The organism is Novosphingobium sp. G106 (assembly GCF_019075875.1).
Classification (GTDB): Bacteria; Pseudomonadota; Alphaproteobacteria; order Sphingomonadales; family Sphingomonadaceae; genus Novosphingobium.
In genome coordinates, this window is the sequence record NZ_JAHOOZ010000001.1 from 3,090,538 (window position 1) to 3,111,317 (window position 20,780).

19 protein-coding genes are annotated in these 20,780 nt (G+C 60.9%); 7 read left to right on the forward strand and 12 right to left on the reverse strand.

Annotated elements, in window-relative coordinates; all coding sequences use genetic code 11:
• Positions 1-376: 376 nt before the first annotated feature.
• From KRR38_RS14670 to KRR38_RS14690, 5 genes are all read left to right on the forward strand, one after another.
• A complete protein-coding gene (locus KRR38_RS14670; protein WP_217402703.1) occupies positions 377-1,180 on the forward strand; it encodes a hypothetical protein in 804 nt (267 codons plus the stop codon).
• A gap of 92 nt (positions 1,181-1,272) precedes the next feature.
• Complete coding sequence (locus KRR38_RS14675) at positions 1,273-2,244, forward strand: zinc-binding dehydrogenase (RefSeq protein ID WP_217402705.1); 972 nt, start codon at positions 1,273-1,275, stop codon at positions 2,242-2,244.
• The gene (locus KRR38_RS14680) at positions 2,241-3,359 is read left to right on the forward strand and encodes a sulfotransferase (protein WP_217402707.1); all 1,119 of its coding nucleotides are present in this window, start codon (positions 2,241-2,243) and stop codon (positions 3,357-3,359) included. Before KRR38_RS14675 ends, KRR38_RS14680 begins: the two co-directional genes overlap by 4 nt.
• Positions 3,329-3,850 carry a VOC family protein gene (locus tag KRR38_RS14685; RefSeq protein WP_217402709.1) on the forward strand — a complete coding sequence of 174 codons (522 nt, stop codon included), beginning with the start codon at positions 3,329-3,331 and terminating at the stop codon, positions 3,848-3,850. The genes KRR38_RS14680 and KRR38_RS14685 overlap by 31 nt, the downstream gene beginning before the upstream one ends.
• Positions 3,851-3,874: 24 nt before the next feature.
• Positions 3,875-5,065: a DUF1214 domain-containing protein gene (locus tag KRR38_RS14690; protein WP_217402710.1), complete on the forward strand. Its 1,191-nt coding sequence runs from the start codon at positions 3,875-3,877 to the stop codon at positions 5,063-5,065.
• 191 nt (positions 5,066-5,256) lie between these two features.
• On the opposite strand, the gene KRR38_RS37370 is transcribed toward KRR38_RS14690, so the two are convergent.
• Positions 5,257-6,840 carry a GMC family oxidoreductase gene (locus tag KRR38_RS37370; protein WP_217402711.1) on the reverse strand — a complete coding sequence of 528 codons (1,584 nt, stop codon included), beginning with the start codon at positions 6,838-6,840 and terminating at the stop codon, positions 5,257-5,259.
• A 13-nt stretch (positions 6,841-6,853) separates the two neighbouring features.
• Positions 6,854-8,059: a cytochrome P450 gene (locus tag KRR38_RS14700; RefSeq protein ID WP_254514808.1), complete on the reverse strand. Its 1,206-nt coding sequence runs from the start codon at positions 8,057-8,059 to the stop codon at positions 6,854-6,856.
• A 199-nt stretch (positions 8,060-8,258) separates the two neighbouring features.
• On the opposite strand from KRR38_RS14700, the gene KRR38_RS14705 reads away from it, so the two are divergent.
• Complete coding sequence (locus KRR38_RS14705; RefSeq protein ID WP_217402713.1) at positions 8,259-9,080, forward strand: enoyl-CoA hydratase/isomerase family protein; 822 nt, start codon at positions 8,259-8,261, stop codon at positions 9,078-9,080.
• A 210-nt stretch (positions 9,081-9,290) separates the two neighbouring features.
• Complete coding sequence (locus tag KRR38_RS14710) at positions 9,291-11,045, forward strand: amidohydrolase family protein (RefSeq protein WP_254514809.1); 1,755 nt, start codon at positions 9,291-9,293, stop codon at positions 11,043-11,045.
• Positions 11,046-11,117: 72 nt separating this feature from the next.
• On the opposite strand, the gene KRR38_RS14715 is transcribed toward KRR38_RS14710, so the two are convergent.
• The 10 genes from KRR38_RS14715 to KRR38_RS14760 form a co-directional block, all read right to left on the reverse strand.
• Positions 11,118-12,725 carry a class I adenylate-forming enzyme family protein gene (locus KRR38_RS14715; protein ID WP_217402714.1) on the reverse strand — a complete coding sequence of 536 codons (1,608 nt, stop codon included), beginning with the start codon at positions 12,723-12,725 and terminating at the stop codon, positions 11,118-11,120.
• Positions 12,726-12,727: 2 nt separating this feature from the next.
• On the reverse strand, positions 12,728-13,561 hold the full coding sequence (locus KRR38_RS14720) for an acyl-CoA dehydrogenase (RefSeq protein ID WP_217402715.1): 834 nt from the start codon (positions 13,559-13,561) through the stop codon (positions 12,728-12,730).
• Complete coding sequence (locus tag KRR38_RS14725; protein WP_217402717.1) at positions 13,543-13,836, reverse strand: acyl-CoA dehydrogenase family protein; 294 nt, start codon at positions 13,834-13,836, stop codon at positions 13,543-13,545. The genes KRR38_RS14720 and KRR38_RS14725 overlap by 19 nt, the downstream gene beginning before the upstream one ends.
• 6 nt (positions 13,837-13,842) lie before the next feature.
• Complete coding sequence (locus KRR38_RS14730) at positions 13,843-15,030, reverse strand: acyl-CoA dehydrogenase family protein (protein WP_217402724.1); 1,188 nt, start codon at positions 15,028-15,030, stop codon at positions 13,843-13,845.
• Positions 15,031-15,081: 51 nt separating this feature from the next.
• On the reverse strand, positions 15,082-15,903 hold the full coding sequence (locus KRR38_RS14735; RefSeq protein ID WP_217402726.1) for a hypothetical protein: 822 nt from the start codon (positions 15,901-15,903) through the stop codon (positions 15,082-15,084).
• A gap of 138 nt (positions 15,904-16,041) precedes the next feature.
• Positions 16,042-17,055 carry an alcohol dehydrogenase catalytic domain-containing protein gene (locus KRR38_RS14740; RefSeq protein WP_217402728.1) on the reverse strand — a complete coding sequence of 338 codons (1,014 nt, stop codon included), beginning with the start codon at positions 17,053-17,055 and terminating at the stop codon, positions 16,042-16,044.
• Positions 17,056-17,057: 2 nt separating this feature from the next.
• Complete coding sequence (locus KRR38_RS14745) at positions 17,058-18,068, reverse strand: iron-containing alcohol dehydrogenase (RefSeq protein WP_217402730.1); 1,011 nt, start codon at positions 18,066-18,068, stop codon at positions 17,058-17,060.
• A 57-nt stretch (positions 18,069-18,125) separates the two neighbouring features.
• Positions 18,126-18,929 (reverse strand): SDR family NAD(P)-dependent oxidoreductase, encoded by an 804-nt coding sequence (locus tag KRR38_RS14750; protein WP_217402732.1) that lies wholly within the window; start codon positions 18,927-18,929, stop codon positions 18,126-18,128.
• Between the two features lies 1 nt (position 18,930).
• Positions 18,931-19,905 carry a transketolase family protein gene (locus KRR38_RS14755; RefSeq protein WP_217402734.1) on the reverse strand — a complete coding sequence of 325 codons (975 nt, stop codon included), beginning with the start codon at positions 19,903-19,905 and terminating at the stop codon, positions 18,931-18,933.
• Positions 19,902-20,753 carry a transketolase gene (locus tag KRR38_RS14760; RefSeq protein WP_254514810.1) on the reverse strand — a complete coding sequence of 284 codons (852 nt, stop codon included), beginning with the start codon at positions 20,751-20,753 and terminating at the stop codon, positions 19,902-19,904. The genes KRR38_RS14755 and KRR38_RS14760 overlap by 4 nt, the downstream gene beginning before the upstream one ends.
• Positions 20,754-20,780 lie beyond the last annotated feature (27 nt).

The following is a 20,780-nucleotide window of genomic DNA, read 5'->3' on the forward strand; positions in this document are numbered from 1 at the left end:
ACGTGGCTTGCGGACTGGGATTGGCGAACCCTACGCGAGCGTTATCACGCTCTTTTAGGATACGCTGGATCAGATCCCCTTGCCGGCTCGTACCGGTCTTGGAATAGATCTGTTTCGAGTAGGATCGCGCAGTGTGCTCGGTGATGCCGAGCTCTCTGGCTGCATCCATTAGGGACAGGCCGTTGACCAGCAAGGCAGCGAGCTTGGCTTGCTTCGGTGAAAGATCGAATGCCGCCGCAATGTGCGTCGACGAAATTCTGACGTCGTGTTTTCCGCCGGAGATATAAACACGCAGCCGTGTTGGGTCTGCATCCGCGGAAGCTCCCCCATTCACGGGTACGATCAGCAAATCGAAACCCGGATCACCTCTGATGTAATGGTATTGCGTGCGTTGGGATTGCAAAGCGATATCCAGGGCTTTCTGGAACGATGCATTGTCGGCTCGCGCACGCACCCGGCCATGTTCGACAAATATATCCGGCGATTGCTTTATGCTGCGCTCGGCAGTTCGGTCCACGCGGAGAACCTGCTGGCGTTCGTCAAGAGCCATGACGCCGAACGAGAGCATTTCCGCAGCGCGCTGATACTCCGCCTTTTCTGCGTTGGCACGAATCAGCGCGCTCCGGCAAGCCAGCGCGGGCGTCAGATGCGCGGCGAGAAGTTCGCAGAGCGCCCGCTCTGCCGCACCGAACGGTTCTGCTTGCTCGTTGCGCGTCACCGTGACCCAGACATTGCAGCCGCCGGACTCGACTACCCGGAAAATCATGAAATGGGCAAAACCGGCAGGGAGCAGGAAATCGCGACGAAAAGGATCGTCGGCCAGCTCGCGCCCGCCGGCGAGCTCTTCATACTGATAAGCCCGTCCCGGCTCCATGCAGAAATAATGGATGGGATCAAGCGCCGAGAATTCGCCCAAATAGCGGCTGGTGATCCAGTCGGGCGCCTCGCCGCTGGAAATCTCCACTTCTTCGGACGGATGCCCTTCGACCCGTCGGAAGATCAGATTAGCGTAACTCGCGCGAACGGCTTCCCGAAGAAGTGGAACGAAGGTCCCCCAGGGCCGATCCTCGATTGCGCCCTGCTGGGCAGCCAGCAGCAGCGGTTGGAGTTCGCGATCCGACACCATCGAAATTCTAGCCACCATATGGGTGTATCAATCGCCATGCCCCCATGCACCTAATGCCGCCAACGGAGCCGCGAGTCCATGAGACTGCGCGGCATGCCTGGAGAGGTTCAATGAAAGCTGCGGTATTCGATCGACCTGGCATGCCGATGCAAATTCTCGGCGTCGCCGATCCAGAACCCGGCGAGGGGGAAGTCATTATCAAAGTGGCGCGTTGCGGCGTTTGCGGCACGGATCTGCACTTCACCAGCGGGCACGGGTACACTTTCGACGCCGGAACTATCATGGGCCACGAATATGCAGGCGAGATAATAGCGCTCGGCAAAGGCGTCGATGCGTTGGCGGTTGGCGATCACATTGCAGGCATGCCGGTCATCGGATGTGGCCACTGCGATAACTGCAAGACCGGCATCGACGTACTCTGCACCACCTACTCTTCCTATGCTGAGGGAATGGCGCAGTTCGCCCGCGTGAGCGCGCGAGGTGCGACGCTGCTGCCGAAGACCCTATCGCTCGCTGACGGGGCCCTGGTCGAACCGCTCGCTGTCGGTCGCAGGGGCGTTCGCTTGGCAGCCCCTGCCCCGGGAACGAAGGCACTGGTGATTGGTCCCGGTCCGATCGGCCTCGCCAGCATTTTCTGGCTGTGGCAGGCTGGCGTCCGCAAGATCGCTGTCTTGGCGTCGAGCACGCGGCGTCAGGCGCTGGCCGAAAAAATGGGAGCCTCGCGCTATATCCTCGAAGGCGACCAAGCCGGGGAGGAAATCGTCCGGGCTCTCGGCGGAACGCCGGACCTGGTCATCGAGTCTGCAGGTGTTCCCGGCGTCCTTGGCCGCGCGGTGGAGCTTGTGCGGCCGCAGGGCACCATCATCGCGCTCGGACTTTGCGCAACGCCAGAGACCTTTTCATCGGGGGTAGCGCTGATGAAGGACATCACACTGCGCTTTTCGACGACCTACACGCGCGAGGACTTCGAAGCCTGTGCGGACGCGCTGGCCCGCGACGGCGATCGGGCGACGGCCATGGTGACGGACCGCGTGTCGCTGGATGACTTCCCGCAAGCCTTCGAGGATTTTCGTGCCGGCAAGATCGTCGGCAAGCTGGTGGTCGATCCATGGGCATGAGTATTGACGATAAGATCCACGCATTGCACGAGGCGGCGGTCAAGAAGACCGGCTACACCGATTTCGGTGACGACGATTATTGCGAGGGACTGCAACGCTTCCTGGCGGCGATTTCAAAAGTTTCGACGAATGCGGAACTACAAGGAGCGGTTGCTGAGCAAAATGCCACTGCCTTGCTGGCCAGCAGGCTGATCACGCAAAAAAGCTGGAACGACAATCCAGCCTGGCGCGACCGCTCGGTCGTCCGGCCTATGATCGTGATGGGCATTCCGCGCAGCGGCACGACGGCGCTTCATCACCTGCTGAGTCTCGACCCTCAGTTTCAGGGGATCGAACACTGGCTGATCTGGGGCCCGATGGCACGCCCCCCGCGCGAGCAATGGGCGCTGGAGCCGCTTTACAAGTCGACCGTCCAAAGGATCGCCGACTGGCGCGCAGCGTCGCCGGAGACGGTAGACGCACATGCCATGGAAGCGGACGATTACGACGAATGTTTGACGCTGATGGCGCAGACGTTCCAATCCAACTTTCTGACATCGACACACGACATCCCGGATTACGACGCCTGGTTCCGCAGCCAGGATGAGACAGGGTCCTATTCGCGTTTCCGGGATATCCTGAAGCTCGTGGGCATTCGGGATGAACGTCCCTGGTTGCTGAAGAATCCCAGTCATACCTTTGGCATCGACGCGATGCTGCGTGTGTTCCCCGATGCCTGCGTGGTCCAGACCCATAGGCATCCGGTTCAGTCAATTGCGTCATTGGTGAACCTGCTTTGCGGCTATCGCGGCCTGATGGGCATGGAAGGGGTCGACCGCTCGCTCGTCGAGCGCCGTGAGACCTCATTCTGGTCCCAGGCGATGCGCCGCACGATGGCAGTCGAAGACCGAGAGCCCGGCCGCATCATCAATGTCCTGCAGCACGAAATTCGCGACGATCCGCTGGGCGTCGTCCGACGTATCTACGAGCGTTCCGGACGAGAACTTTCGGCGGAAGCAGAATCCCGAATGCGCGAATGGGCGATGAAAAATCCCCCCCCACGCGACATCAAGCCATGTTTACCAACCGGTCGAAAGCGAGCGACATGTCGCCGAAGTCTTCGCTCCCTACATTGAACGCTACGGCCTTTAGGGAAATGCCTCACAATATCTTTTCCAACCATTTCCAGGTTGCCTACGTCGTCGACGACATCGAGCGGGGGATGAACTTCTTTCGCGACAATTTCGCAATTGCGAAATGGCATTTCATCGATTCGTCAGGCCCGGATTCGCCCGTCAACGCGATGGCTACGGCATATATCGACAATATCATGGTCGAATTGCTTCAACCGTCGGCTTTACCCTCAATCTATAGGAACTGGTTGCAACCCGGCGGGCCTGGCATCCGCTTCCATCATCTGGGCTACCTGGTAAAGACGGAAGAGGATTGGCAAGCCACGCTAAACACCTTGCGCAATAACGGCTTCGCAGATGCTTATAGCGACGATGTTCCCGACGTTCTGAATTTTATTTATGCCGATACCACGAAAGAACTTGGTCATTACTGCGAATACATTTTTCTGAAGCCCGGTGGGCTCGAAATGTTCGCTCCCGTCCCCCGTAACTGAAATATTCCGCACAGGAGAGTCACTATGCCAGGTTCATCAGCGCAAATGGAATGGTCGCAATTCGTTGAATCGCTCAAGCCAATCGAGAATACCCTGGCTTACGTCCTCGGCGTCGAAGACAGTTGGCTGCGGCAGGAAGCCATCCAGCAGATGGCGATGAGCCTCAGCCAAGCCTACGCTCTGCATTTTAGCGATGACCCGCAGCGCCCGCATTTCGCACCCTTGCTGAATCCGATCATCAAGTCGGCGGCGCCCAACCCCGACTACATGTATCGGATCGCCTTTATCGACGATTTGGGAACCTATCGAATATCCGGCCAGCGAGGGACGAACTTGTTCACGCAGGTCGGCGTGGGATCCGGTTTGGTGGGTGTCGATGACATCCCTGGGCCGCCGTTGGTCAGCCTCGAGCTGGACGAGGACCTCACCCTTGCTCCCGATGGCAAGTTTTCATTCATTGTGAGCCCGGAACGGCCGGAAGGCTATGAGGGCGACTGGGTCAAGCTCGAAAAGGGCGCACGCACGGTGAACATTCGCGAGGCCAGTTACGATTGGCTGAACGAGCGCGATGGCGTGTTCTCAATCGTCCGGCTGGATGCAGCCCTACAATATCGTCGCTGGAGCGAGGCGGAGATTGCCCATGCGCTTGAGCGTATCGCTGGATTCCCGGAACGCTACGCCAAGATTTTCGTCCAATTCGTCAGGACTCTCGAGAAAAATCCGGTCAACGCCGTTTCCCTGCATGACTGGTCCGGCATTGGCGGGCTCAAGGGGCAAACCTATTACGAGGGTCTGTTCGAAATCGCCGAGGACGAGGCGCTCATCCTGGAGACCGAAATTCCCCAAACGGTCCAATATTGGTCGGTACTCCTAGCCGACCGTATATTCAATACGATCGAGTGGGAGAAATGCCAGTCCAGCATCAACGGCCATCAGGCGACGCTCGACAGCGATGGCAAGTTCCGGGCGGTCATTTCCATTCGCGACCCCGGTGTGCCCAATTGGCTGGAAACCGCCGGCCGAACGCAAGGCGTTGTCCAGGGGCGCTGGCTCAAGGCCGACACGGCGCCGGTGCCCACGTTGAAACGCGTCAAGGTTGCTGACGTACGAGCTCACCTGCCGGCCGGGACACCTGTGTTCGGCGAAAACGAACGACGTGAACAATTGCTCAAGCGTTGGGAGGGGGGCACAACTTCGCCGGAAATGGTAGGGTGATAGCCACACCTTTCAGCGCATAGGCCCGATGTTCGACCTCGGGCCAAATGCCGCAGCAATGTCACGACCTACAACGTACTGGTACTTCTGAACTCTTCCGGCAAGATGTATGGATTCCGACCCGGCCCACGCCTGAATAGGCGGCAAGCCATGCAGCAGCGATCAGGACCAGAGTTTGGTACTTCCAAGGCTCAGTTTAAGCGTCGGATGATATTCGCCGCGCGTTCCGCGATAGCGATGGTCGCGGCGTTGGTATTGCCGGAAACGATCGTGGGCATGACTGAGGCATCCACCACCCGCAGTCGTTCGACACCGCGCACCTTGAGCTCGGGGTCGACTACGGCGTCCTCGCCGCCCATCCGGCAAGTGCCCACGGGATGATAGCCGTGACTTGCATGGTCGCGGATATACCGATCCCAGCTCGCCGCGTCCTTTGGCGCCGGGTCTGGCGAGATGTTCCCCGTGATGTGACCTGCGAGCGGTTGAGCCGCGAATAGCCGCTCGATAAATAGCGCGGCCTTGCGAAGGCGCGCGACGTCGCGAGGGTCGCCCAAGTGCCGATGATTGATTACCGGCTTGTCGACCGGATCCGAGCTGCGCAAGCGGATTATGCCACGACTGTCAGGCCTCATGCTGCTGCCGCCGATCGTGATACCAGCCCGTTTTGCCATGACGGCTTTGCCCCCGGCAAACTCGATCGCCAGAGGAAGGAAGCTGAATGTGAGGTCTGGCTCACTCATGTCGCAGGAAGACCGGGTACCTGCCATAACCTGAACCGCTGCCGCTGCCATCGGGCCTTTGAGAGTCAGGGCCCAGCGGGTCAGATCGCGGGCTAAGGTCCAGGCGTTGAAAGGGCTGTTGTAGGTCGGCACATCGACATATTTGCTGATGCTTACGCCGCAATGCTCCTGCAGATTTTGGCCGACTGGCCGGTCCGATAACACCTCGATCCCGAGCGATCGCAGATGCTCGGCCGGACCGATTCCCGATCGCATCAGGATCGCGGGCGATCCGATGGCGCCCGCGCTGACGATGACTTCATTGGCGTGGAAATCTCTCGGGGTTCCATTTTCGAGAATTCGCACACCCACCGCCAGACGGCCCGTGAACAAAATCTTGTCGACGAGCGTGCCGGTCCGAACTTCAAGATTTTTCCGCTTGGCGGCCGCAGCCAGGTAGGTTCGGGCCGTGCTCCTGCGCAGGCCACCCGCTGCAGTTGTGAATATCTCATAGACGCCTTCCTGATAGCCCTGCGTATAGTCGTCTAGGTGCGGCGAGCCCAGGTTAGCGAAGGTCTGGATGACGGCATCCGTCAGCGAATGGCGCGCGTTGGCCCGTCCGACGGGCATCGGCCCGTGACTCCCGTGAAACTGCGACGGCGTCCCCTGAAAATCCTCCGATTTTCGAAAAGCCGCCAGCATGGCTTCCCACGTCCAGCCAGCGGCGCCCGCGGCTACCCAACGGGCATAATCCTCCCGCTGCCCGCGAACGTATATCATCCCGTTCATCGAGCTGGAGCCACCGAGCATCCGCCCGCCCGACCAAGTGGCCGAGCGCCCTCCAAGAGAGGGATCGGGTTCCACCGGGTAGCTCCAGTCGCGGCTCTTGTGGCCCATCAGGGCGAATGAACCGGCAGGCATCCGGACAAAGAGAGACCGATCCGATCCTCCCGCTTCCAACAGGAGGACCCTGCAGTGCGGATCTTCCGTCAGCCGCGCGGCAAGGACTGCGCCGGCACTGCCTGCTCCAATTATGACGAAATCCCAGCTGTTCACGGCTCCTGGTCCATCATTCCAATATCAAATCCAGCCGGTCGATACCCGGCACGGACCCCATGTGGATTGGAACCGTGCCGTCGGGATCGACGTGAAAATCGGGAATCAGCTTGAGCCACTCTTCGAGGAACACCCGGATCTCTGCCCGAGCCAATGACGCCCCCACGCATTTATGCGGCCCGTTCCCGAAAGTGTTGTGCACCGGAGCATTGTTGATGAAATTTTCCGGTCGGTCGAAGTCGACGGCAAAGGCGTCCTTGTAGAGACGTTCGTCGATGCTGGAGCATCCGATCGGGACGAGCACCATTTCGTCCGCCTTCATCAGCGCTCCCTTGCGCTCGACGTCCTGGAGGATGAGGCGGCCTGTATTGGAAAGCCCGTGACGCCGCAGGTACTCTTCGGCAGCCTTGGGTATAACCGCCGGATCCTCGATGATCCGGCGCCTGTGCTCGGGATGCTGTGCGAGATGGCGCGCCGTGAAAGTCAGCACTGACGCGACCGTATCGAGCCCGCCGAAGAACACGAGCAGGGCCATGCCGATGACTTCTTGCTCGCCGCCAAAGCGCGGATTGTCGCGCCAGCCCGCAATTGCGCTGAGCAGGTCGCCGCCGGGCTTGGCATGCCGCTCGTCGATCTTGGCCTGGATGTACCGCAAAGCGGGCCCGATTGCCCGATCCTTGTCCTCGATGGTCGTGGCACGAAGGTAACCTTCGCCCCAGGCGATGAATTCCAGCCGCCGCTCGACCGGAAGATCGACGATGCCAAGGAACATGACCACGGGCAGGATCCGGGAGAAGTCCGCGACGAAATCGCAACGGCCTTTCGCCTTGATCGTTTGGATGAGCTCGATCGCGATACCGCGCGCCTGTTCGGTCATCGCAGCCACTCGCGATGGCGTGAAGAATGGATTCATGACGGCGCGATACCGCGCGTGGAGTGGCGGATCGACGGTCAGCGGCGGCATCTTGACCCGCTCCATGCCACGCGGAATCTGGAAGACTTCGTGGCTGAATATCTGGAAGTTTTCTTGCACCCATTTGATGTCTTCGGCCCTTGTCACGATCCAGTGGCCGCCGTTGCGACCAGTCCACAGGATGTCATGGCCGTGATCCTGCAACTTTCGCAGGACCGTATAGTTATCCTCGCCCTCCGGAATGGGCCCGTTGTAGTCGAAGTCCACGACCAGCTCCGCGGGAACGTGGTCCGGCTTGTCGATCATCATCGCAGTTCCCTCTCGCCCGCGCCCTCAGGCACCTGCCTTCACGCACCTGCCGTAAGGCGCCAGCAGGCTCGACCCGAGTCGAAGCTCACCATGACGCTTTTCAATCCGAATTCAAAAAAAGTAATGTGTTCCTTTCAAACAGGACAGCCGCTGTTGGCGCGAGGCCGCATGCCCCGGGTGTGCACAGGAGAATGGAATGAGTGTTAGCTACGCAACGGAAGCGGTCTTGCTCGATGTATCTGACGGTATCGCCACCATAACTTTGAACCGCCCAAGCGAGGGCAATGCGATCACACGAGACCTGACCTTGGGCATGCAGGCGATCTGGGCGGAGGTGAAACGCAATCCGGATATCCGGGTGGCAATCGTAACGGGTGCGGGCGAACGCCACTTCTGCACGGGCGCTTCAGCCGGCGGTCTAAAAGGCGGCGATGAGGGATTAGGCCTGGCTAATGGCCCGCTTAATGAGGTGGTCAGGCTCAGTCCCCATCATAATGACGTCTGGAAGCCTGTCATCTGCATCGTCAACGGCCTGTGCAACGGGGGCGGACTGCACTTTGTTGTGGATTCAGACATCGTAGTCGCGCCGCAAACGGCAGCATTCATGGATACCCATGTCAACCTGGGTCAAGTCGGCGCGCTGGAGAACATCGGACTTGCGCGCCGGATGACCTTGGGAAGCGCACTGCTCCTGACGCTGGTCGGTCGCGATTACAGGATGTCGGCCGAGCGCGCGCATCAACTCGGGCTCGTCGATATCCTTGAGCCGACGCTGGCGGAGGCAGTGGCTACTGGCCGCAAGTTGGCTGCCTCGATCGCACGGAACAGCCCGCAGGCCGTCACACTCTCAAAACAAGCACTCTGGGCGTCGATGGAGCTCGGCTACAAACAGGCCCAGGAGCTCGGGTGGCAGTTCGTCAAGCAGCAGTGGAACCATCCCGATTTCGATGAAGGTCCGCGCGCGTTCATGGAAAAGCGCCAGCCCGAATGGAACCCGGATCCCAACGCACGCCGCTAGAACGTCAGGCGGCGAGATTTATTCCCCAACGATGGCCCGCGTAAAAAAAACCCGTGAATTTGCGCCGACATAGGTGCGGATGCAGGCGTAGCAACTGCGTAACTGCCGTAGTCCTCAAATGGGTAATATGATCGCGTAAAGGTCCGTATTATCGGTCTTGCTTGGCCTACGTGCGACAAGCAAGACCCGCGATGCCATTGGAGAGACAGCATGTCTGAATATGATCTTGTCATCCGCAAGGGCACGGTGGTTGACGGGCTTGGAAACGCGCCGGTTCAGGCAGACGTAGCCGTGAAAGATGGTGTGATCGTCGATGTCGGATCATTCAAGGGCCGTGGCGGCAAGGAAATCGACGCAACGGGCTGTGTCGTAACCCCCGGGTTTATCGATGTTCACACGCATTATGACGGCCAGATCACATGGGACACCCGCATGGTCCCCTCCTCCAATCATGGCGTGACGACAGTCGTGATGGGGAATTGCGGAGTGGGCTTCGCTCCGGCCCGCGCGACGGACCATGAACTGGTGATCAAACTGATGGAGGGCGTCGAGGATATTCCCGAAGTTGTGATGGCCGAGGGTGTGCCGTGGAACTGGACGAGCTTCCCCGATTATCTCGATGCATTGGAGCAGCGCAGATCCGACGTCGATTTCGCCACGCAGCTTCCGCACAGCCCGCTTCGGGTCTTTGTCATGGGTCAGCGAGGCGTGGACCTGGAGCCGGCAACGGACGAGGATCTTCGCGAAATGAGGCGCCTGACCACGGAAGCCATCCGAGCCGGAGCGCTCGGCGTGTCGACCTCGCGACACCTGTTCCATCGCTTTCGCAGCGGCGAATTCGCGCCGTCGATCGGGACCGATGACAAGGAACTGGAAACGCTCGCGCTCGGGCTTAAAGACGCAGGATCGGGCGTATTTCAGTGCATTCCCCGTCTGGACAGTCCCGTGGAAGTCGAAATGGGAACCCTCAAGCACGTCGCCCGCACGTCAGGACGTCCGGTCAATTTCAGCCTCATCACGTCCAACATCGAATATATGCCCGAAGTAGAGGCCGCCGGTAAGGAGGGCCTGACCCTGCGCGCCCATTTCGCACCTCGACCAACAGGGGTCCTGTTCGGACTCGACCTGAGCTACCACCCTTTCTCTTTGCGCCCCAGCTACCGCGCCATCGCCGACTTGCCGCTGGACGAAAAAGTCGCGATCCTGAGCAACCCGGAATTCCGGCAACGTCTGCTGGCCGAGGAGGAGGAGGATTCTAACCCCGCCTTCGTGCAAATCGTAAACATGCGCAACTACCTGTTCAAACTCGAAAATCCGATCGATTACCACGCCACGCTCGGCGACAGCCTGAACGCGAAGGCCGAGAGCACCAGCAGGCCGCTCGACGAACTGATTTACGATGCGCTGCTCGAAGATGGAGGCCACTGCGTCCTTGCTTTGTTCTCGAAGGACCCGCGGGACTACATAGAGACCATGCACGCCCTGGTTGAGAGCGATAATGCGGTGATGAGTCTGGGCGATGGCGGCGCGCACTACGGGATGATCTGCGACGCCGGCTACACCACCTACATGCTCGCGCAGCGCTTGCATGGCCCACTCCAGCACAGCCTGCCGCAGCTTATCATGGCAATGACAAGCCGCCCTGCGACCTCTGTCGGCTTAGGCGATCGAGGGGTTCTGGCAGCGGGCTACAAGGCCGACCTAAACGTCATAGACCTGGACAGAATCGCAATCCACCGCCCCGAAGTCGTTCGCGACCTGCCTGCGGGTGGCAAGCGATTGTTCCAGCGCTCGGAAGGTTACCGCGCAACCATCGTCGGCGGAGTGCTGACCCAGGCCAACGATCAGCCGACGGGGGGAGTTGCCTGGTCGGCTGATCCGGGGAACGCGTGCAATTCCGAGCGCCCCTCGCCTCGTTGCCTGAGAACCCGGCACACAAACGCGGGTAGATGGCCCAAGTATTAGATCATCCGAACTGGTCCGTAAAACGTGACCGGGCGCTTCCTGCAAAAGGTCCGCCTCGCCGAGCCGGCACGTTCAGGCTTCGGCGATCTCCTGCAGAAGCTTGTCTCGCATCTCGCGTTTCAGCAATTTGCCGTTAGCGTTACGTGGCAGCGGATCTGCAAGAATGGTATAGGTTTCGGGTCGCTTGTAGTCGGCAAGCCGCGCCGTGCAATGCGCCTTCAGATCCGCTTCGCTGACCATCTCGCCGCGCAGAGACACGAAGGCATGGACACGCTCGCCAAGAATCGGACAGGGTTTGGCGACGACCGCGCTTTCCAGTACGCCGGGATGCTCCATCAGCGCACTTTCCACTTCGGCCGTATAGATCTTGTAGCCGCCTCGGTTGATCATATCCTTGATGCGATCGAGCACGCGGATGAATCCCTCCTCATCCATGCTGCCAAGGTCGCCCGATCGCCAGAAACCGGCGACGATGTGTTCTCGCGTGGCCTCGGGATTGTTCCAGTACCCCCGCACCACGGAAGCGTTACGGAGCCACAACTCCCCGGCCTGGCCTCGCGGACACTCCCGCCCTTGCTCATCCATGACGAGCACCTCGCCGCCAGGCGCAGGCAACCCTACGTCCATCCTGCGCTCATAAGCATATTGCGGCGGCATGATGCCTTGGGCCGCGCCGGTCTCGGTCGATCCGTAAAGATTCAACAGCTGCAGCTGAGGAAGCGTTTCCTTCAGTTGCTCGATGACGGGAGCGGGCATCGGTGCGCCGCCATAACAGCCGACGCGCCAATTCGACAATTCGTAGGCCTCGAAGTTGGCCCGGGCGAGACACAGGGCGTACATGGCCGGCACGAGCACCGTCGCAGTCATTTTTTCACGGCTGGCAAGCTCGAGGAACGCCGGCGCCTTGAACTCCTCCATCACGATCAACGTGCCCGCACAGCGCAGCATCGTCCCGATCAGGCAAGTGATACCGGTCACGTGCGACATCGGAACCGCGACGATGGCGCGTTCTGCGTCCTGCAGCTTCATCGCCGTCTCATAGATCATGACGGCATGGACGATATTGACCTCGGCCAACATCGCGCCTTTCGGCTTACCGGTAGTTCCCGAAGTGTAGAGGATCATGTTGATCTCTTGCTCGCCCTTCACCGCGGCTGGCACGATGTCGTGACCGCGCAGCGACCGCAGCATCTCGCCGGTCGAAGGATCGTCCAACGGCAATATTGTGCTGCCGTTTTCAAGATCGCTCGGGGTGGGCACCCTGTCCGCCAGCATTGGATCGTAGATCAGCAGCCTGGCGCCGCTATGATTGACGGCATAGGCAATCCCGGGCCGGGCTTCGCGATAACTGATCGGCACCGAAATCGCGCCGGCCCGCGACAAGGCGTAAAGCAGGATGACGAATTCGGCCCGGTTGCCGATTAGCAACGCCACTCTGTCGCCATGCTCCACGCCGCGCGCACTCAGTCCCGCGGCCACTTCTGCGACGATGTGGTCGAGCTGCGAATAGTTCAGTCGCACATCGCCGGCGACCAACGCTTCGCGGTCGGGAGCACGCGCCACGGCCTGCTGAAACATCTCGAAGACACTGCCCGGCCGGTCGGCACGGCAGTTGACCACCCGGTCTCCAAACAGGACTTCCTTACGATAGGGGAGGTCCGAGATATCCCAGTGCGCCATATTCAGTTGTCCGCGAATGCCAGACCTTCGTAGCGGCTGATGTGATACTCTGTATCGCCAAACGCCCGGGTCAGTTGAACTAGCCGGCGATAGTGGTGTCCGACGGGGTATTCCATCGTCATGCCCATACCGCCATGCAGATAAATCCCCATGTTCCCCACGGTCAGCGCCGCGCGATCACAGCGCACACGCGCAGCGGATATTGCCTTTTGTCGTTCTTCCGCCGAGCGAAGAGTTCCGGCTAACCCGCTATGTACCGACGAACGCGCCATTTCGGTATTGATGAACAGATCGGACATGATGTGCTGCAACGCCTGAAACGATGCGAGCGGCTGCCCGAACTGCTTGCGAATATGTATGTAATCCGAGGTTACTTCCAGCACTCGGTCGAGAACGCCGACTTCGAGAGCGGCTACGCCGATTGCGCCTGAATCAAGTCCGCGCGTCAAGGCTTCGATTCCGCCGACCAGAGCATCGCCTTCGACACGAACCCCGTCGAGCGCGATGTCCGCTGCCCAGCTTCCATCAAGCTGGCGATATGTCGTGCGGATCAAATTATCGTCGCCGGCAGAAACGAGGAACAATGCCGGTCGCCCGTCGAGGCTCGCAGTCACGATGAATTCATCGGCCGCGTCGCCGCCCGTCACCAGTATCTTCTTACCGCTGAGCCGATAGCCGTCGCCGTCGATGGTGGCTTGCGTATTCGGCTTTTCGAACGCGTAACGCGATCCGCCCTCCAACAGCGCCGGCACGACCAAGACCGACCCGTCGACGATCGCTTCCAGTGCGGCGATGGCCTTGGGCGATTGCGAGCCCGTCAGCATGCTGACGGCCACGATGCCCCCTCGAGAAAAGGCTCTGAAACGAGCACCTTGCCGCATTCGCCCAGAATTACAGCCGCGTCGATGGTCGTCCAACCAAGCCCACCCTGTTCTTCCGGCACCATGATGCCAAGCCAGCCCATCTCGGCAAACTGGCTCCACATCGCGCGATCGGTGCCCGACTGCGCGGCCAAACGCTTGCGCCGGCTGTCGAAGTCATAGCGTTCCCTGAAGAATCGCTCCGCCCCATCCTTGAGGAACGCCTGATTTTCATTGAGTGAGAAGTCCATAAGTTACTACTTCTGGAAGACAGCGCGCCAGATAATGCCGCGCTGGATTTCATTGGCACCGCCATAGATCGGCGCGGCGCGGCGGAATAAGGCTTTGGTCATTGCGCCGGGTACGTCTTCCGGTGCGTCGCCAAAACGAGCTTCGATCCATGGCCCTTCATCGGGCTCGGGGAAATCTGGCGCGACCCAAGGTCCGATGATCTCGAGTTGCATGTCTGCCACCCGCTGCTGGAGATATGAGGCTTCGACCTTCAGTCCAGATGCGAAGGCCATATCACGGCCAGCCATCTGGCCGTGCGCAGTCGCAGAGCGCAGAACCGCCCATTCGAGCGCGGCCACGTCGATCTCCAGCTCGGAAAGTTTCCGTTTGAAGGTCGGCTTTTCGATGAACCTTTCCCCGAATTCACCATTTTGTGCCAACTCGCGCAGCTTGCGGATCTCGCGCTTGATGCGTTGAACCAGCGCATTGGAGTGGCGCTCGTTGCCCAACAGGAACTTGGCATAGGTCCAGCCCATGTTAGCCTCACCAACCAGATTGGCGGCAGGCACACGAACATTCTCGAAAAAAACCTCGTTGACGTGAACGGCATTGTCGATCGTCTCGATGGGACGCACCGTTAGCCCCGGAGTCTTCATGTCGATGATGATGCAGGATAGGCCCCGCTGAGCTTTTACTGCGGGATCCGTTCGCACCAGTGCGAACATGAGATCGGCATATTGCGCCTCAGAGGTCCAGATTTTCTGGCCGTTGATGACGTATTCGTCGCCGTCCAGCACCGCGCTCGTCTTGAGCGATGCGAGATCGGAGCCGGCGTCAGGCTCCGAAAAGCCCTGGCACCACAGCTCGCGTCCATCGCGGATGGTGGGCAGGTAGCGCGCTTTCTGGGCATCGGTGCCGAAGTTGCAGATGACCGGTCCAACCAGGCTGTAGCCCGCACGCCATTGGACGTGGGGGGCATCGGCGGCCGCGCATTCGTCCTCGAAGATATAGGCCTTCAGCGGTGACCAGCCGGCGCCGCCGTATTCCACCGGCCATTCGGGCAGCGACCAGCCATTTTCAGCAAGGATCCGCATCCATTCGCGATTATCGCGTTCGGTGGGATGCCACCCCCTCCCTCTGGCGACGGGCAATGTCGGCAGGCAGCGCGCGCTTGAAATAGGCCCGGACTTCCTGCCGGAAAACTTCAAGCTCATCGGGTATCTGTAGGTCCACGGATCAATTGTCCTTGAAATTAGCGCGCAGGTTCAATCGACGAGCCGCACGCTCATGCCGCACAAAGTGAGAGTGTCTCCATCAACCGCTATGCCCGCCTTGCGCGCACCGTCGTCGATACGAGCACGATCGGAGACCCGAAGATCGATGCCGTAAAACCCTTCCTTCTGACCTTCGGCTGCCGCTCCAAAGCGCAGCACGCCGTCATCGAGACGAATGATCCATTTGCCGTCCGCCTGCGCTACGGGCAGGTCGAGCAAGCGGCCCCACCGCTCCGCCAAAGCCTGCGGATCGGGGCTGAGCATTTCAGCGCCGACGACGGCCGACACTGCGCTCGAGCCCGAGGATGTCTTCCATGCGGTACCGGCGGGATACCACGGACCGTCCGGCACGTTCTCCGGAAGCTCCCGCGCCATCGACAGAAGTGCGCCGCCGCAATCACGAGGATGGAGGTGAATGTCGAGGTACTTGGGAAATTCCGCCTTGTGCGCGATCCGTACGCCGTGTTGGCCGGCCAAGACCTCGTAACGCTCGACATCGTCGGTTTGCAGGACCAGCATGTAGCCGGTGTCACCGCCGCGCCGCGCCATGAACGATATCGTGGAACCGTCTGGCCTGGTCGGGAACATCACCTCGATGAAATCAGCGCCCATGGCGAAGATCAGGTTTTCGACCCCGAGGTCGGCAAGCACCTTGCGGCCACCTTCGGACATCGGCCCCATCGCGGGCAAACCATAGGGCGACAGATCGCCGCTGCCATGAACGGGCGTGGCACCGAGCACGGTCTTCATCGCCTCAACCGTTTCAGCCTTGTGTTGAGCAACCAGAACGACCTGGCGCAATCGCAGATTCATCAGGTTCCACCCCTTTTACATTTCCAATTCAAACCGCCGCTTTCTGGCAGCCTGAGACCACTTTTTTTAATTTGAATTCAAGTGCAACAAATACTGCTGGAACGCCCTCGTCGCAGTGACGGCGAAAAACATGATTGGTCAGGCCCAAGGATCGATCTGAATCTTGCAATCGGGCAACCCACGGCGCATCGCTTCCATCAGTCCCGGCAGTTGCGCGAGCGGCTCGACGCGCGAGATCATCGCGGCCGGACCTTCGGCGCCCGCTTCGAGCGCGCGGACAACTGTCACGTAATCGTCAAGCCCGTACGTCTTCGAATAGGCGATGGTCACCTCTTTCAGGATGCAGGCGGCACCGTCGATCGCGTCGGGATGAGTGCAGAAGCCGAGCACGACGACCTGCGAACGCGGCCCCGCAATCTTGATAGCCTTGTCCAGCATGCCCGGTATCCCGACACATTCGAACACCACATGAGGTGCGCCGCCCAGGGCGTCGGCAACCTCGTCGGTGTTGGTCAGGAACGCGTCGGCTCCGACTTCCATGGCGAGCCCTGAATTGCGCTGCGACCGGGCGATCACGGCGATCCGTCCTGCGCCAAGCCTGCGCGCCCAAAAGGCTGCGCCCAGCCCGATCGGTCCAGCACCGAGCACCGCAACCCTGGTCTCGCTATTGATCACCGCGCGGCGGGTACCGTGCAGCGCGACAGCCATCGGCTCGACCAATGCACCGAGATCGTCGCTGATCCCACCGGGCAAGATCACCGAGGACCGCGCTGCGACTGCTACAAACTGGGCGTAGCCGCCCGGCGCCGAGCCGAAGCCTGCCGCACGGCCGGTGACGCTGCACCAGCCCGGTTCTCCCCCGCGGCAGGAATCGCATGTTCCGCATCCGAAGAACGGCAACGCCGTCACCCTGTCTCCAAGGCGAACGGATTCAACGGCTTTGCCCAGCGCGACCACTTCACCGCAAAATTCGTGCCCGAGCACCGATCCTCTCGGGAAGCCGTAGCCATCTTTCGCAGTCATGTGCACATCGCTGCCGCAGATCCCGCATCGGTTCACGCGCAGCACGATCTCGCCTTCGCCCGGGCTAGGATCGGGGACTTCGGCGATCTGGAGCGGTTCGCCCGGTTCCAAGAATATTGCGGCGCGCATGGTCAGGCCCTGGCCTCCACTCGCCCGATCGCTTGCCGGATTCGCGCCGCATCGAGCGGCGACGACCAATTTCGAACGTGGGGTACGGCTGTCATGGCACTCTCAGCCAGAAAAAGCATTTCGTCCATGCTCACCGCCCCGCCGCCAAAGTCGCCGAGCGATGCCGGAAGGCCAAGTCCGCGCACGAATGCCATTTCCGCGGCCAGTGCCACATCTTCCGCGTGGAGGGCCGACTGAACGATCATGCCATAAGCCACCTGCTCGCCATGGGCGTGAGCCCCCGTCCGCGGAGCAAGGATGAGGCCGCGGGTCATGGCGTGCGCCAGGCCCAGGCCGCCATTTTCAAAGCCCAGCCCGCTCATCAGGATCACCGCCTCAACGACCGCCTCGAAAGCGGTGTCGGGCTTGCCGCTCCCGGCAATCGCTAGCGCTGCCGCCGCGTGCCGGCGCAGTGTCTCATAGGCAGCTTCGGCGAGCGCGAGGCCAGAAAGTGTCGGCCGCGTACCAAGCGGCGTCAGCCCTTCGGCCGACACCGCGCACCCTCTTGCCTCGCCAGCCTTGGCTAGTGCATCGCCGATACCGCACCGAAGAAATTGCGCCGGCGCAGATGCAAGCACCCGCGTATCGGCAACGACGGCGTCCGGATTGCGGCCGAGGCTCTCCACCATGAAGCGATGGTCTTCATCGGCATAAAGGGCGATCGCCCGGCTCGTCGGCGCGTCGTTGGAAGCTATGGTCGGTACGCTGACGAAGGCGGCGCCGCGGTCGCGGGCCAAGGACTTGCCCGCATCGAGGGCCTTTCCTCCGCCAACCCCAATAACAACGTCGCAGATCTTCGCGCGCTCATTCATCGACCGGATGGACGAAGGCGTGATCTCGCCTTCGAGCGCCAGGCGCGGCGCAGCCGGCATCAGCGCGGCAAGGCGCTTGCCGAGCACGGCTTCGACTCCACCATCGTTCACGATGAGGGGGTGTGCTGCCCAGCGCGCCGACGATTTCCGGCAGGCGATCAAGTGCGTCCGGCCCCTGGACATAGAGCGGTGGCGCAGCGAACTGGCGAAGCGAGCTTGTCACGCCCCGTCGTCCTCTATCGCGCAGGCATCGCTTGGGGCGCCGAAAGCCATGTAACCGCCATCGACCGGGAGCGTCACGCCGGTGATGAATGCAGCCTGGTCGGACGCAAGGAAGGTGATGGCGTCGGCGATGTGATCGGCGGTGCCGAACTTGCCCATGGGCGTGCGCCGCCGGATCCGGCCGCCATCGACTTTGCCTTGGTCGAGCAGGCCCTGGAGCAAGGGTGTCAGCATGTATCCCGGCGCAACAGCGTTCACGCGGATTGCGTGGACACCCCATTCGCAGCCCAGCACGCGTGTGAGCATACCGATGCCCGCCTTGGCAGCGCTGTAGGCAGTTCGCACCGGCAAACCCAGAACGCCGGCAATCGAGTTGAGATTGACGACTGCACCGCCCCTGCCGGCGGCGATCATGTGCGGTGCTACGGTTTTGGAGACCAGGTAGGTTCCGGTCAGATGTATGTCGATCAGCCGCCGCCAGTGGGAGAGTTCCTGATCGACAGTGGCAGTGAAACTGTCGGGGACCCCGGCGTTATTGACCAGAACGTCAAGTCGACCTTTGAACGCCACGGCTTCCGCGACGAATGCGTTGACCTCCTCTTCTTTGGAGACATCCCCGCCGACGCCAAGGTGATGCGGCCCCAGATCGGCCGCGGCCTGCCTCGCGGCTTCCTCGCGCAGGTCATTGATAACGACCGTCGCGCCGCCCTCGGCAAACCGGCGCGCGGTGGCCAGGCCGAGACCACTGCCTCCGCCCGTTACAAGAACCGTCCTGCCGGAAAAGTCGAAAGGGGTAGCCAAGTTATCTGCCCTCTACGATTGCTTCGAGCAGCCGCTGCCGATCGAAGCCGTATTTTGTTTCCAGGTAATCCTGCGGGCCGCATTCGTGAAACCGGTCTTCGAGCGCGACATGCGCGAGCGGCTTCACGGCCCCGCGGCCATAAAGCGCCTCGATCACCAGGGTACCCAGCCCGCCCGAGCGAATGTGGTTTTCCATCACCACGATCCGAGGGAAACTGGCGCAGAAATCCGCCACGGCCTTCGCGTCGAACGGCTTGATCGTAGCGACATGGAGGATAGCGGCATCGACCCCTTTCGCAGCCGCTTCCTCCGCCACATCGAGCGCACGTCCGCTCATCGTTCCGGTACTGACGATCCCGACGTCGGCGCCCTCACGAAGGTGGCGAGCCGTCCCCAATTCAAAACGATGGGTGTCCGGATCCAGAAGCACGGGCACATTACCGCGGATATTGCGGACATAGACCGTGCCGGGAATGTCGGCGACGGCGCGGACAACCTGGCGCAGTTCGACCGCATCGCACGGATCGATGATCGTCAGGTCGGGAACCGATCGCATGATCGCCAGATCTTCGGTAGACTGGTGCGTGCCGCCCAATCCGTTCACCAGTCCGGGCATGTTGGAAAAGATCTTCACGGGCAGATTGCTGTGGGCGCAGGCGATGGCGATAAAGTCCAGCGCGCGGCGCGTCAGAAACACGCCATAAGTCGTGATGTAGGGAATCTTGTCCATGCGGGCCATCCCCGCGGCGACGGCAACCAGGTTCTGTTCAGCCATTCCGACGTTGATGTACCGATCGGGATGACGGTCCGCGAAGGGCAGCAGGTCGGTATACTTGGCCATATCCGCCGTCAGTCCGACGATTTCGGGCCGCTCGTCCGCTAGGTCTGCGAGCGCGTGGCCGAAAGGCGCGGCCTCATACGGCCCGGCCTGCGCCGCAATCTCGCCCATGCCGGGAGTGAATGCCGGACGGCTCACCAACTGCGCTCCAGTTCTGCTGACAATTTATCCCACTCCCCGGCCTCGGTGCGCACGAAATGCGCGCGTTCGCGTGCCTCCAGCGTGGGAATGCCTTTGCCCGGCACTGTCCGCATAACGATTGCCTTTGGGAGGCCGTTGAACTCACGCAGTGCATCGAAAGCAGCGCACAATTTGGAAATATCGTTTCCATCGACTTCCACAGTATCGAAGCCGAAGGCGCGCCACTTGTCGGCGACGGGCTCGATGCGCGTGGTCACCGGGCCATCCGCCTGGATTCCGTTGCAGTCGATCGCCACCACCAGCTGGTCCAGGTTGAAGGTAGCTGCCGACATCGCAGCCTCCCAGGTCGATCCCTCCTGGAGTTCGCCATCCGAGATTTCGACGATCACGCGAAGGTCACGCCCGTCCAGCTTTGCCGCCAATGCCATGCCGACACCTTGCCCCAGGCCGTGTCCGAGCGACCCGCCCACCATCTCGATCCCGGGGACATCGTCGAACGTGCTCATCGGCAGACGGCTACCGGCCATGCCATAGGTGTTCAGCTCATCTACCGGAATATAACCATATTCCGCGAGAACGGCGTACATGGCGATCGAATAATGGCCGGTACTCAAGACGAACCGGTCGCGCGCGGTCCAATCGGCATTATCCGGATCAAGTCTCAGTTCGCGAAAATAGAGCACCGCCAGCAAGTCCGCGACGCCCAGTCCCTGGGCAACATAGCCCTGCCCCTTGCCACGCGCTTCGGTCACGATGTGACGCCGGATATTCAGCGCCCGCCGCGACAATTCGGTCACATCTGCCGGCTCTGGCGCATTGCGCCGGGCCGCCATCTCGGTTGCCATGTCGATCCTCTCTGGCCCTGGTATCGA

Bases quoted from the DNA above. Each gene is read 5' to 3' on its own strand.
- KRR38_RS14705 (WP_217402713.1), top strand. From the start codon at position 8,259: ATGAGTGTTAGCTACGCAACGGAAGCGGTCTTGCTCGATGTATCTGAC.
- KRR38_RS14710 (WP_254514809.1), top strand. From the start codon at position 9,291: ATGTCTGAATATGATCTTGTCATCCGCAAGGGCACGGTGGTTGACGGG.
- KRR38_RS14680 (WP_217402707.1), top strand. From the start codon at position 2,241: ATGAGTATTGACGATAAGATCCACGCATTGCACGAGGCGGCGGTCAAG.
- KRR38_RS14725 (WP_217402717.1), bottom strand. From the start codon at position 13,836: ATGGACTTCTCACTCAATGAAAATCAGGCGTTCCTCAAGGATGGGGCG.
- KRR38_RS14735 (WP_217402726.1), bottom strand. From the start codon at position 15,903: ATGAATCTGCGATTGCGCCAGGTCGTTCTGGTTGCTCAACACAAGGCT.
- KRR38_RS14690 (WP_217402710.1), top strand. From the start codon at position 3,875: ATGCCAGGTTCATCAGCGCAAATGGAATGGTCGCAATTCGTTGAATCG.
- KRR38_RS14675 (WP_217402705.1), top strand. From the start codon at position 1,273: ATGCAAATTCTCGGCGTCGCCGATCCAGAACCCGGCGAGGGGGAAGTC.
- KRR38_RS14760 (WP_254514810.1), bottom strand. From the start codon at position 20,753: ATGGCAACCGAGATGGCGGCCCGGCGCAATGCGCCAGAGCCGGCAGAT.
- KRR38_RS14740 (WP_217402728.1), bottom strand. From the start codon at position 17,055: ATGCGCGCCGCAATATTCTTGGAACCGGGCGAACCGCTCCAGATCGCC.
- KRR38_RS14685 (WP_217402709.1), top strand. From the start codon at position 3,329: ATGTCGCCGAAGTCTTCGCTCCCTACATTGAACGCTACGGCCTTTAGG.
- KRR38_RS14700 (WP_254514808.1), bottom strand. From the start codon at position 8,059: ATGATCGACAAGCCGGACCACGTTCCCGCGGAGCTGGTCGTGGACTTC.
- KRR38_RS14670 (WP_217402703.1), top strand. From the start codon at position 377: ATGGTATTGCGTGCGTTGGGATTGCAAAGCGATATCCAGGGCTTTCTG.
- KRR38_RS14730 (WP_217402724.1), bottom strand. From the start codon at position 15,030: ATGAGCTTGAAGTTTTCCGGCAGGAAGTCCGGGCCTATTTCAAGCGCG.
- KRR38_RS14715 (WP_217402714.1), bottom strand. From the start codon at position 12,725: ATGGCGCACTGGGATATCTCGGACCTCCCCTATCGTAAGGAAGTCCTG.